At 57.3% G+C, this 12,870-nt stretch carries 9 protein-coding genes; 4 read left to right on the forward strand and 5 right to left on the reverse strand.

Annotation, left to right across the window (positions count from 1 at the left end; all coding sequences use genetic code 11):
• The first annotated feature begins 180 nt into the window (after positions 1-180).
• The gene (locus OHL16_RS11710) at positions 181-801 is read left to right on the forward strand and encodes a hypothetical protein (RefSeq protein WP_263367308.1); all 621 of its coding nucleotides are present in this window, start codon (positions 181-183) and stop codon (positions 799-801) included.
• A 309-nt stretch (positions 802-1,110) separates the two neighbouring features.
• On the opposite strand, the gene OHL16_RS11715 is transcribed toward OHL16_RS11710, so the two are convergent.
• The 3 genes from OHL16_RS11715 to OHL16_RS11725 all read right to left on the reverse strand — a co-directional run bounded on the left by OHL16_RS11715 (position 1,111) and on the right by OHL16_RS11725 (position 3,129).
• Positions 1,111-1,641: a hypothetical protein gene (locus tag OHL16_RS11715; protein WP_263367309.1), complete on the reverse strand. Its 531-nt coding sequence runs from the start codon at positions 1,639-1,641 to the stop codon at positions 1,111-1,113.
• A gap of 70 nt (positions 1,642-1,711) precedes the next feature.
• Positions 1,712-2,293: a YbhB/YbcL family Raf kinase inhibitor-like protein gene (locus OHL16_RS11720; protein WP_263367310.1), complete on the reverse strand. Its 582-nt coding sequence runs from the start codon at positions 2,291-2,293 to the stop codon at positions 1,712-1,714.
• A gap of 377 nt (positions 2,294-2,670) precedes the next feature.
• Positions 2,671-3,129 (reverse strand): cupin domain-containing protein, encoded by a 459-nt coding sequence (locus tag OHL16_RS11725; RefSeq protein ID WP_263367311.1) that lies wholly within the window; start codon positions 3,127-3,129, stop codon positions 2,671-2,673.
• Between the two features lie 336 nt (positions 3,130-3,465).
• Between OHL16_RS11725 and OHL16_RS11730 the strand changes: the two genes are divergently transcribed.
• Positions 3,466-4,206 carry a PEGA domain-containing protein gene (locus OHL16_RS11730; protein WP_263367312.1) on the forward strand — a complete coding sequence of 247 codons (741 nt, stop codon included), beginning with the start codon at positions 3,466-3,468 and terminating at the stop codon, positions 4,204-4,206.
• Positions 4,207-4,343: 137 nt separating this feature from the next.
• Positions 4,344-5,507: a TIR domain-containing protein gene (locus OHL16_RS11735; RefSeq protein WP_263367313.1), complete on the forward strand. Its 1,164-nt coding sequence runs from the start codon at positions 4,344-4,346 to the stop codon at positions 5,505-5,507.
• A gap of 17 nt (positions 5,508-5,524) precedes the next feature.
• Here OHL16_RS11735 and OHL16_RS11740 read toward each other — a convergent pair whose 3' ends face one another.
• Both OHL16_RS11740 and gyrA read right to left on the reverse strand, forming a co-directional pair.
• Entirely contained in the window at positions 5,525-5,869 is a 345-nt protein-coding gene (locus OHL16_RS11740) for a hypothetical protein (RefSeq protein WP_263367314.1), read from the reverse strand.
• Positions 5,870-5,873: 4 nt separating this feature from the next.
• Positions 5,874-8,783 carry a DNA gyrase subunit A gene (gyrA, locus tag OHL16_RS11745; protein ID WP_263367315.1) on the reverse strand — a complete coding sequence of 970 codons (2,910 nt, stop codon included), beginning with the start codon at positions 8,781-8,783 and terminating at the stop codon, positions 5,874-5,876.
• Between the two features lie 565 nt (positions 8,784-9,348).
• On the opposite strand from gyrA, the gene OHL16_RS11750 reads away from it, so the two are divergent.
• Positions 9,349-12,729 carry a TonB-dependent receptor gene (locus tag OHL16_RS11750; RefSeq protein ID WP_263367316.1) on the forward strand — a complete coding sequence of 1,127 codons (3,381 nt, stop codon included), beginning with the start codon at positions 9,349-9,351 and terminating at the stop codon, positions 12,727-12,729.
• The last annotated feature ends 141 nt before the right edge of the window (positions 12,730-12,870 follow it).

Genomic DNA, 12,870 nt, shown 5'->3' on the forward strand with positions numbered 1-12,870 from the left:
GTTGCCGCGAGGGCGAGAGAGCTGAGTCGCAGGGGCTTCATTGGAGGGCTCCCTTCTCTCATATCTGTTGGATGCCGACGGGATGGCTGAATTCTGCATCGAAAGGATGTGGGATGTGGTCTATCGTTGAGGTTCGGGAAGGGAAGGCTGATGACGGGGTTTGGTCTCTTTAGGATTTTCGTGGCGGGTGCGGTTCTTGCCGGGGTTTCGGCTTCGGGACAGACGGCGAGTCATAAGCCGCGGAGTTCGACGACGACGACGACGAAGAACGTGGCGGTGTGGACTCCAGCGGTGCAGCAGGCGCTGGGAGTTGCGGCGAGCGACTTCAACGCTGTCGGGCTGAACCGGCTGACGAAGGCCCAACTGGATGCGCTGGTGAGTGCGGCGCAGGTCTCGAAAAAAGGTGTGTTGACGTGCTCGCCGGCAGGCACGGTGGTGGTGGGCAGGGTGCGGGTGCTGGTGACCGTTGCGGGCGACGATCCGACCGGGCAGCGCGCAGTGGAGATTCGTCAGGCGGTGCATTCGCTGGCAGGCGTGGACCTGGTGGAGACGGCGGCGAGCGCCGACCGGGCGTTGCATGTGGTGATCCAGGAGCAGACGCTGGGGAAGCGAACGATTGGTTTCACGGCGTCGTATATGACGTCGACTCCGTGCGTGGAGGATCTTGGGAGCACGAAGAAGGACGTCGAGCTGAAGGGCGAGCTTGGGACGTACACCGAGCCGAAGGGGTCTGACCTGGCGCGTGATCTGGCCGGGATGATGGACCAGGACTTGCAGCCGCTTCGGGGTGGAGCGCGATAGGTACCCCCCTCCCGGCAATTTGTGCAAAATATTCATTCGATTTGGGTTAGGTTCGGACTTCGGGTTTGGCTGATCGTCAAAGTATTGATTCTCCTGGGTTTTTGTTTGCGGTTCGCTCGCAAAGTCTTCATTCCAAAAGGAAAAAGCCCCGGTGTTGGCCGGGGCGTTCTGGTTTTGTGGCTATGTTTCTATTGTATAGGATTGAGGGAACTACTCTGCCACTCGTATGTTGTTGATGGGGAACGGGTTGAGTGGTTTGGGGGCTTGACAGGGTTTTCTGTGGGACACCCGAGTCATCCGACCTAAGGGTCAGTTGGCGGAGAGGCCCGGATTGTCCGCGCGTTTGACAAACAGCGCGTAGAACTCCTCCTCGCCCATCACGCGGCGAAGTTCCATGAAGGCGAAGAGAGGGATGAACGTGCTGAATATGATGATCGACCGGGCGATTAATTGGTCGGGGTTGAGATGGTGCCAGACAGTTCCGTAAGGCTCGCCGCGAATGACGCGTTTGACGAACTCCTCGACGAAGTGGAAGGCGAGGACCAGCAGGCTAAAGATGACTGCCTTGATGAGAACAGACTGATACACCGGTCTGGCTTCGGCATGCTTGGCAACGTTCACCATTTCTCCAACGCAGATGACTTTGCCGATGACGAGAGCATTGAAGATCCCGAAGGTGTAGTTCAGAGGGGTGACGTCATACTTACTCATCAGCAGGTTGGTGTAGGCCACGAGGGCACAGAAGAAAAAGGCCAGATACAAGGAAATGATGAGATAGTCCTTGAACTCCTGTACGGCTCTCTCCTTCAAACCAGGTGCTGCTGGATCTTTGGTGCTCATTTTGAGGCCTCCTGTTCTTCGGTGGTTTCCGGGTTCGATTGGATGGTGGGCCGCCCGTCCTTGCCCCGAATCAGCGTTGGAAGCGGCCGGTGAGTTGGCCGCGTGCGAGGATGTGGCCGTTCATTGCGGCTATGACCTGCTTCTTCGATGCTCCTGCGGGGAGGTTCAGTTTGGTGTCGAGGGCGTAGAGATCGAAGACGTAACGGTGGGCGGAGGGGTCGGGTGGGCATGGTCCGTCGTAGCCGATCTCGCCGAAGTCGTTGACGCCCTGACGGGAGCCGTTGGGGAGTTGTTCCTTTTTCAGGATTGCCTGGGGGAGTTCGCGCGTGTCCGGGGGGAGGTCGTAGAGGACCCAGTGGGTGAAGTTTCCGATGGGGGCGTCGGGGTCGGTGACGATGAGGGCGAGGCTTTGGGTGCGGGCGGGCGGCGACTGCCAGGTGAGTACGGGAGAGTCGTTTGCCTCGCCGCCGCAGGAAGAGTATTGGTTCGGGATGGTGTCGCCGGAGAAGCTGGCGCTTTTCAACTCGAAGGTAGGGAGTCCTTGCGGGATTTTGCCGCGGTTGCACGCGAGCTGGGTTGCGGTGAGGGCCCCGGTCAGGAGCAGACAGAGTCCGGCTTGGAATGAGAGATGTAAGGCGCTGCGCGATGTCATACCGGCACCTCTCGATGCGAGATGAAGGTATCTGATGTGAGGAGCTTGCGCAATTTGACGTGTCGTTTCAGGAGCGATGGAGATACCCCCCCCTCCTACCTTAATGTGTGCAAAGTCTTCAATCGAAATGCTTTAGGTCCGGACTTCGTTTTTCCAGTTGATGCAAAGTATTGGTTTTGTTGAGTTTTTGAGGATGATGTGTGGCAAAGTATTCATTCCTAATGGGTAAAGCCCCGGCTTGGCCGGGGCTTTTGGTTTTTCTGGTCAACTGATTTAAGTATAGCGGATTTGGATAACTGGTCTGCCACGGGGAAGTCGTTTGGTTTGATGGGGTTGGGTGGTTTGGGGGCTTGACAGGAATTTTTGGGGATTTTTTTTCACATTGAAGCGCGCGGTTGGCTTACTGCGGGGGTGAGGCCGTGGCGGCGCATGACTTCGCCGATGGCTGCGGGATTGGGTGGGGTTCCGGCTGCTGCGGCCGCTCGGGCGACGGCGGCGATCTCGCGGAAGTAGTCCGGGGACAGGATGCCGGGAGTGATGACGGCGAGTGTTTTGGAAGTGGTGGAGTGGAAGTTGTCGAAGCGGTGGACGACTCCGCGGGGGATGCAGAGGACGTCTCCGGGGCCGAGCTCGGTGGGGCGGCCGTCGACGGTCATGGTGAGGACGCCTTCGAGTCCGTAGAGGGTCTCTTCGTAGGCGTCGTGGCTGTGGGCGATTGGGACCTTGGCTCCGGCGGGGACGTCGAGCTCAAACATCGCGATCGAGTTGTTGGAGGCGGGACCGTCGAGCAGGAATCGGACGACTAACTGGCCGAGACGGATCTCTTCTTTTGGCATGGTGGCGATTGTACATTCTCACCCTTCGCAAAATGCGCGAAGGATGGGGCACGCGGCATCCGCTCGGATTTGAAGTGTGGGTCTGGGGAGAGAAAGGCGATTCAGTCGTTCCGGCTACGCCTCCACTCCCGCCCATTCGACTGCGCTCAGGGCAGAGCGGAACCCACCCATCGCGATGAGGCCGCGATGAATGGGGCACCCGATTTGTTGGCTGGGTTTGATGGGTGGGCCACCCGCTCGCCTAATCTATTGAATGTAAGGATTTTGTGGTTGTGCAATTTCTTTTTTGCAATTAGGTTTAACTGGCCCCAACAATAGAGAAAGGGTCAGCTAGAAATGAACCGCCTTTTTGTGCTTGCTGCAGTACTTTTCTTTAGTAATTCTGCCTTCACTCAACAACCAACTGCTTCACCATCCGACGCCGATAAGCCGCGAGTGTTCATCACCGATAGCAACTCCTGGTCGGCCGGCGGGAGCGCTGGCGGCTCAAATGGGTCTTTCGGAGGTTCCTCCTACGGTGGAGCACGTCCTCAGACCGCTGAGATCATCAAGACTTTCGGACAGAAATGCCCACAGGTACTGGTTAACAATCGCGTCGACGCGAGCAATTATGTTGTTGAGCTGGACCACGAAGGCGGCAAGAGCGTGTTCGCTCACAAGGATAAGATTGCCGTGTTTGCTCAGAAGACCGGTGATTCAATCTTTAGCAAGTCGACTCTTTCGGTTGGTGGTGCTGTAGAGGATGCATGTTCCGCGATCCAGACACACTGGAGTGCGCACGCTAGCGAACTGAAGCCGGCCTCTGGAGGCTATGGCGCGGGCGGGTACGGTCAGGGTGGATATGGTGGGGTACAAACGGCGTCCGCGGCTCAGTCTGCTGTAACCGTCGACGCAAATGCCGCAAACTGTGACATCGAGGTTGACGGGAATTTTGTCGGAAATACACCATCCACGATCAATCTGACACCTGGCAAACACCAGATCGTTGTTAAGAAAACAGGATACCAAGACTGGACGCGGAACATGGTTGTTGCCAGCGGTTCCATTCACCTCAGCGCAGAAATGATTGCGAAGTAATGTTTAATCCGAGCACGATGGCCGAGTGTCAGCGTAGTATCCGGATTTTCGTTGCCGCGAAAATTGCCTCATCTTAGCGCTTTCGGTGCGAAGATGGGGCACCCGGCTGTGAATATTTACGGACGAAGGGACTGCCCATGGTTGAAGAACAATCTAATGAGACGGAAGCTGTTTCTGAGTTAGATAACCCGAAATCCAAAGCTAAGCCTCGAACTCTCCAAAAGCGCGAAAAAAGGGTAGTGGCGAGAAAGCGTACTTCTAAGCCCTCTAAGAAAAGGGATTCTGACAATGGAGCGGGGCTCAAGCGCGGAGCACTCGCCTTTCCGAAGCATACGATCCTTAACTGCCTGAGAATTCCAGCTGGAATTCTTGACCAGAACGCCGGCGGTGAATGTGTGGATCGCGACGCAGCAAAATTTGCGAAGTTGGGCTGGAGTGGCGAAATTGCGGTTGAGATAAGCTCTGCGCTCAAATACGGTCTGCTTGAAAGGCCATCCCCAGGTAAGGTTAGGCCCACCGAATTAGCGAGACGGATTCTTCGTCCACAAGCGGCAAATGACCGAATAGACGGACTGCGCCAAGCTATCTTGAATGCTCCTGTCATTTCCGACTTTTACAAACGTTACAGAGGTGAAAACCTTCCGGAAGAACAGTTCCTGCTAAATACGGCAATTGATTCTTTTTCGGTGCCAAAAGAAAGAGCGATCGATTTCATAGAAGTATTCGTGAAATCTCTGAAGGAAGCGGAGTTGCTCGAAGATGTTGCTGGAGGTAAGCAAAGGGTTCTCGATATAACCGAATCACCTTCAACGTCATCTTCAGTCGTCACAGAGGAGATAAAAAAGCTTTCGAAGGGTCTAAGTATCAGTGCTTCTGATACGTGCTTCGTCATGATGCCCTTTGCCGATCCACTCGGCGGCTATTATGCAAGCATATATAAGCCAGCTATAGAAAAAGCCCAACTTAGAGCGATACGGGCGGACGCTGAAATATATGGGACGGGAAAAATAATAGATCAGATTTGGAACGGTATTCATACGGCAAGAATACTTGTGGCCGAGTTAACAGGCAGAAATCCGAATGTATTGTATGAACTCGGGATTGCTCATGCATTAGAAAAACCGGTTGTCCTTGTGTCCTCCAACGAGGAGGATGTTCCATTCGATATTCGTCACGTTAGGGTGATTTATTACGATATGACTGATCCGTTTTGGGGCAACAAGTTAATCGAAAAGATCGCTGAGAATATTTTGTCTGCTCTGAAAAATCCGGCCGAGGCTATTCTCTTTCGAGCAAGATAATCTGTAGAAGCCTCTAATTAATAAGAGGCGGTCTCCACATCTTTCGCTACGATTGTCATCCTGTTTGGGTCGACCTGCGTTCCTGTCGCTTCAGATACCGTCACCGTTATATTGGAGTTCCATGCTTCCACCATGCTGGGGTCATCTCCGAGTAAATTGATGTCCAACTGAGCGATGGTCTTCCATCCCGGTGGGATTGAAAGAACAGCCGGAATGCGATTCAAATTTGTGAACAAGCGGGCAGAGGCGGCAAGAAGGATGTGAACAGAGACAGGTGATTTAAGTGGATTTTCGGCAGAAATAAAGAATTTTTCCTGATTTCTCCACACACGAATCTGGAACCTCGGTTTTTCTTTTGACATGCTTTTACTGTAGCAGCGTACCCGTCTCCGGTTCCGATTTGGATTCGTCGGGTGGGATGACTACGGCGGCGGCTACCTTGTCGTCGGCGTCGAGGTCTAGGAGTTTTACTCCTGAAGTGGAGCGGCCGGCGGCTCGGATGGACTTGGTGTCGATGCGGATGATCTTGCCGAACTGGCTGATGACCATGAGCTCGCTGGTCTCGTCGACGAGGTTGATGCTGGAGACCTTGCCGATCTTCGGGGTGGTCTTCATGTTGATGACGCCGGAGCCTCCGCGGTTGGTAAGGCGATATTCTTCGACGTTGGTTCGCTTGCCGTAGCCGTTTTCGGAGACGGAGAGGATGAGGCAGGGGCTGAGGCCGAGCTTTTCGTCGAGCTTGTCGCGGTTCTCGTAGGCTTCGTCGTATTTGCGGCGTGCGGCCTTCACCTGCTCGCTTTCCTTGTCGCTGTCGGAGGCCTCGCGAGCCTCCTGCAGAGCTTCGGAGGCGGCGGCGATGGCGGCGCGGACCTTGACGAGTTCGGCGGTGAGCTTCTTCTCGGCGGCCAATTCGTCGCGTCGCTTGTCACGGTACTCGGGGGATGGGGTGACGGCGGTTCCGATGACGTAGTCGTCCTTCTTGAGGGTGATGCCTTTGTTTCCGGCGGCGTTGCGGCCCATGGGACGGAGGCCTCCGCTCTTTTCGGCGTCGTAGGCCTCGGAGAAGCGCACGGCCATGCCCTCGTGGGTAGCGAGGAGAACGATGTCGTCGCCGCCGGTTACACGAACTCCGATGAGCTCGTCGTCCTTGTCGATCCCGATGGCGATGATTCCGCGGGCCATGACGTTGGAGAAGTCGGGCAGCGGGGTCTTCTTGACGGTGCCGTTGCGGGTGGCGAAGAAGATGAACTTGCCCACTTCGGTAAGGTCGCGGATGCCGAGGATGGTGACGACCTTTTCGCCGGGCTGGAGGGCGACGAGCGAGGCCATGGCCTTGCCCTTGCCTGCGGCTCCGACGTCGGGGATCTCGTAGACCTTGAGCCAGTAGACGCGGCCGGTGTTGGTGAAGCAGAGCAGGTAGGCGTGTGTGGAGTCGACGATGAGCTGGGCGACGAAGTCCTCTTCGCGGGTCTTCATGCCGAGGCGTCCGGTGCCTCCGCGGCGCTGCTGGCGGTAGGTGGAGATAGGTGTGCGCTTGAGGTAGCCGGTGTGGGAGACGGTGACGGCGACCTGCTCGTCGGCGATGAGGTCTTCGAGCTGGATCTCGGTGGTCTCGTCGAGGATCTGGGTGCGGCGTTCGTCGCCGTACTTGTCGCGGACCTCTTCGAGCTCCTTGACGATGACTTTGCGGAGCTTCTTCTCGGAGGCGAGGATGGACTCGAACTCGGCGATGTTGTCGCGGACTTCCTTGAGCTCCTTGAGCAGCTCGTCGATGGAGAGCTGGGTGAGGCGGTAGAGCTGCAGCTCAAGGATAGCGTCGACCTGGCGGTAGCTGAGGATGAGCGTGCCGGTCTGCGAGTACGTCATGTCGACGTTGTACTTCGCGGGGTCGAGGGAGACTCCGGCGAGCTCGGTGCCGCGGAGGTTGATGCGCTTGTTGGAGAAGTAGCTGAAGAGGTTCTCGCGGGCTTCGATGCGCGATGCCGACTGGCGGATGATCTTGATGACGTTGTCGAGGTGGTCGAGCGCGATCTGGTAGCCGAGCAGGATGTGCTCGCGGTCGCGGGCCTTGCCGAGGAGGAAGGCGGTGCGGCGGCGGACGACTTCGATGCGGTGGTCGAGGAAGGCGCGAATGGCCTGGTCGAGCGGGAGGACCTTGGGCTGGCCGTTGTGCACGGCGAGGAAGATCATCGAGAAGCTCTCCTGCATCTGGGTGTGCTTGTAGAGCTGGTTGAGGACGATCTGGGCTTCGGCGCCGCGCTTGAGGCCGATGTGGATGCGCATTCCGGCGCGGTCGGACTCGTCGCGGAAGTCGTCACGGGCGATGTCGGTGATGATGCCCTCGTTGACGAGTTCGGCGATGCGCTCGATGAGCTTGGACTTGTTGACCTGGTAGGGAATCTCAGTGACGATGATGGCCTGGCGTCCGCCGGAGACGTTCTCGATGGCGGCCTTGGCGCGCATGATGAAGCGTCCGCGGCCGGTGTTGTAGGTCTGGGCGATACCGGCGCGTCCGTAGAGGTAGCCGCCAGTGGGGAAGTCGGGGCCTTTGACGTGCTCGAGGACGAGCGCAATGTCGGCGCGGTGGTCAGACTTTTCTTTCTGGATGAGCGCGATGGAGGCGTTGATGACTTCGGTGAGATTGTGCGGCGGGATGTTGGTCGCCATGCCGACGGCGATACCGCCCGAGCCATTCACAATGAGGTTGGGGATGCGCGCGGGGAGGACCGTGGGCTCCTGCGCGGACTCGTCGTAGTTTGGGGCGAAGTCGACGGTGTCGGAGTCGATGTCGGCGAGCATCTCACCGGCGATGCGGGTGAGGCGCGACTCGGTGTACCGCATGGCGGCGGGTGGGTCGCCGTCGATGGAGCCGAAGTTGCCCTGGCCGTCTACGAGGGTGTAGCGGAGGGAAAATGGCTGGGCCAGGCGGACCATGGTGTCGTAGATGGCGGAGTCGCCGTGGGGGTGGTAGTTACCCATGACGTGGCCGACGACCTTGGCGGACTTGGTGTACTTCTTATTGAACTGGAGGCCCATCTCCTGCATGCCGTAAAGGATGCGGCGATGCACTGGCTTGAGGCCGTCGCGGACGTCAGGGAGCGCACGTCCGATAATGACGGACATGGAGTAGTCGAGATACGACCGGCGCATCTCGTCTTCAATATTGACGGGGAGGAGCAAGGCCGCGCCCGGACCCTGGACGTTGGAGCCGTCCGAGCCGTTTGGGTTGTCTGAGTTGGGGCCTAGCGGGAGTTGCGGATTCTGATCGTCTGCCATGTACGTCTATCTATTATAGAGGGTCTTTGCGGTGGGGGCGTTCAGCTCGGCGAGGGAATCCTCGTGTGTACTGGGGAGGGAGATTCCGGTAAGTATTCTGTTTTCTGTAGATTGCTGAAAAAACGATATGAATTGACGTTCATTGGGCTGGAGGGTGCTTCGCGGGAGTCTTTAGTGAGGTAATTCGAAAGTATTTTGCTCCTACGACCTTTGTGGCGCAACTAGCCGCGAGAGTTTGGGTCTAAAGGAAATTTTCAGTTCGTCCCTGGTTTTGGGCGGTTCGTCCCTTGCATATGACTGCTGGTCACAAGTTACAGCTTGGTTGCTCTGTGTTTGTTTGTAGATTAATTCCTGAGCCCATGCCTGTTTTATATGTATAAGTTTATGTAAATAGGTGCTTTATGGTTAGTATCCGGTATTAGATGATTTTGGAGGCTGAATTGCCTTTAGGCTCTTCATGAATCTGAGGTCCTGGAAGCTTCCGCTCTATATCCTTAGTGTCTGCATTTTATTCGCATCCACATTCCTGTTTGGTCAGGAAACAACCGCGGGTCTGCAAGGCACCGTGAAGGATGCCACAGGCGCAGTCGTTCCCAATGCCGAGATTTCAGTAGCCAGCCCATCGCTAGTGGGCGGCAAGGCGACGACGAGCGACAACAAGGGCTACTACCATTTCTCAAACCTTCCGCCCGGACCGTACACCATTACGGTCTCCTCTGCGGGCTTCACGACGCTTAAGCGTGAGGGACTGATTCTGGAGGTGGGCCACCTCCCCTCGGTCGATCTGACGCTGACGGTCGGCGCGGAGAAGACGGTGGTCGAGGTGAACACTGACTCTCCCGCGATCGACGTTACAACGACGACGACCCTGACGAACATCACGCAGGACGTTGTGCAGGAGGTTCCGCACGGGCGTTCGTACCAGTCGGTGATTCAGTTTGCTCCGGCGGCGCGCAATGAGCCGCTGATGGGCAACACGACGACGAACGGGAGCGGCAGCGTCTCTCCTGGCAACGGCAGCAACGGAAACTCATTTGGCTACTCGGTGGCGGGCGGTTCCGACTCGGAGAACTCGTACCTTGTGGAAGGCCAGGAGACGGCCAACCTTATCGGCGGCTACTCTCACACCAACGTTCCCTTCGACTTCATTCAGGAAGTCCAGATCAAGAGTTCGGGCGTTGAGGCTGAGCACGGCGGTTCGCTCGGCGGCGTCGTCAACGTCATCATGAAGAAGGGCGAGACGCACTATCACGGGTCCGTGTTTACGCAGTTTGAGACCCAGGCGATGGACGCGGGTCCGAGCCCGACGTCAGAGTTAGATCCTTCGGCCTCGCAGACCCCGACCAGCTGGGGTAAGCTTGACCCGAACTTTGTGAGCTACAAGAACAAGCAGGACAAGTTCAGCGACGTCTTCCCTGGCTTTACCGTCGGTGGGCCGCTGCTTCCGTTCTCCTCGCGCATGCGGGATCGCCTGTTCTTCTTCGCCGGCTTCAACCCCGAGTTGAACAGGGTGGCGCGCAAGGTTGATTACAGTTCGCAGGGTCTTGGAATCCTTCCCTTCAGCCAGAACACGAACACCTACTATACGACGGCTCGCATTGACGCCAAGGTTTCGGAGCGGATTCGCGTCTTCGGTTCGTGGCTCTATCAGCTGCAGCGCCAGAATGGCGAGAACCTTCCTCTTCGCGACTCCTCAAACGGCATCGTGAATACCTCGGCGGGCAACGATCCTTCGGTCTATGCTCACTCGCTGGGCTTTGTCGCTCCTAATCTGACGGTGAACACCGGCGCGGACATCACGCTGACGCATAACATTGTGTCGACGTCGCGCTTCGGCTACTACTTTGAGAACTACCACGACTTCGGATATCCGCGGACGGGTGTTGCCTACATCTATCAGACAAGCGGTTTGTCGAGCGACGGCGCGACCGACGCCTACGGCAAGCCGTTGCCGGCATCCTTGCAGCAGGGTCTCAATGCACAGAACATCGCGTTGAATCCGAACTACACGGGCTACAACGCGAGCAAGGGAGTCCAGTTCGACCAGGACGTGGCTTTCTTCAAGAGCGGATGGGCTGGGACGCATAACTTCAAGTTCGGCTATCAGTTGAACCGACTCTCGAACATCATCAGCCAGACCAACAACGTGCCTTACTTCCAGGTGTTCGCTGGAAACCAGTCCTACTCCGCCGGAAGTCCCCAAGGAGATGCGGTCTGCGTCACGCTCGAAGCGAAGTACAACGGCAACTGCGGTGGCCAGTACGGTTACATCATTGCATACGACTTCGGTACGGGCGGCCACGCGGTCAGCTACAACCATGGCTTGTTCGCCCAGGACTCCTGGACTGTTGGTCACGGCCTGACGCTTGATCTCGGCATCCGGTTCGACAAGGAGTACCTGCCGGGTGAGGCTGTTGGCGCCGGAGCTCCGGCGAAGCCGATCAACTTCAGTTGGACGGACAAGATCGCTCCCCGTCTTGGCGCAGCCTGGGACGTCTTCCGGAACGGCAAGATGAAGGTCTTCGGCGACTATGGCGTGTTCTATGACCAGATGAAGCTCAACCTCGCGATCAGCTCGTTCGGTGGCCAGTACTGGCAGAATTGCGCTTATGCCCTGAATACCTCCGATCTGGGCTCGATCAACCTTGCGTTCGACAGCAACCATCGTTATTGCAGTGGTGCGGACGCCACGAACGAGGCGAACTTCGGTGGCGGCAAGACGCCTGCCGGTCTGACGTTTATCGAAAACCTGAACAATCGCGCGTTTCCGACGACCTGCTCGACCTGCAGCGCCTTGCAGGAAGGTGTTGCTCCCAACCTGAAGCCCTACCGTCAGCATGAGTCGGTCTTCGGCGTGGACTATCAGGTTTCGCGGAACATTGCGTTCGAGGCCCGCTATGACCGGCGCCGTCTCGATCACGTGATTGAAGACGCCGCGATCTATAACCCGATTGTGGGCGAGACCTTCGTTGTGGTGAACCCCGGTCAGGACGTTGCCTCGAACTATACGGGATTCTGCAACTTCCTGTATGGCTCGGACCCCTCGGGCTGCGCCTCCTCGAACGGGCAGACGCCTCCCAACCAGCTGGTTCCGGCTGCTCGCAGCTATGACGGCATGGAGCTCCGCGTCACCAAGGCGATGAGCGACCACTGGTACGGCCTTGTCTCGTATACGTACAGCCACCTCCGTGGCAACTACACCGGCCTGACGAGCTCGGATATCTCGGATGGCGGAGTTGGTGGCCGTAACTCTCCGAACAACAGCCGCGCCTTCGACGAGCCGTACTTCCAGTACAACTCGATGGGAGGCTCGTCCAGCGGCCTGCTGCCGACGGACCGTCCGAACACGTTCAAGGGCTACGCTTATTACGAGCTTGGCTTCCTGAGGAAGTTCACGACAGACCTCGGTATCTTCCAGACGCTCTACGAGGGTTCGCCGAACACGACCTACATGGACATCGGTCTGCCTTATAACGCGTTCCCGGTGCAGGTCTTCAACCGTGGCAAGTGGGCGAACATCACCCAGGACGCGAGCACTGGAGTTGTCACGGTTGGAAATCCGACTACGTTCCGGATGCCCTGGTACAACCAGACGGACTTCAACTTCCAGCAGGCCTACAAGATCAGCGAGGCGAAGGCGCTGTCGTTCACGGCGACGTTTGCCAACCTCTTGAACGAGCACTCGGTCACCGCGCTGAACGAGCAGGTTGATTCGACCTACGGCGGAGGCACGCAGTACGGTAAGCCTGGTGGACTGAACCTCACCAAAGGCACGGCGTTCTACGCGGCTGCGGAGCATCCGTACAGTGTGAGCGATGCCTTGAACGGCCTAAACGGCCAAAACAACCAGCACGGCAAGCCAATTACGATCAACAGCTTGTATGGCAAGCCGCTGTCGTATCAGCTGCCACGCACGCTTCGTCTGGCGGTGAAGTTCACCTTCTGAGAAGAAAAACAGCAGTGTCCCAGAACTCATGGGGAGGTCGTTATGACCTCCCCATTCTTTTTGCGTTTGGCAGGCCAACAAGGTCCGTGAGCGCGGTGGAAAGTGATGGCGGTCGCGTAGAAGCCGAGAACCGAGAGGGTG

It is taken from the genome of Edaphobacter bradus (genome assembly GCF_025685645.1).
GTDB classification, from domain to species: domain Bacteria; phylum Acidobacteriota; class Terriglobia; order Terriglobales; family Acidobacteriaceae; genus Edaphobacter; species Edaphobacter bradus.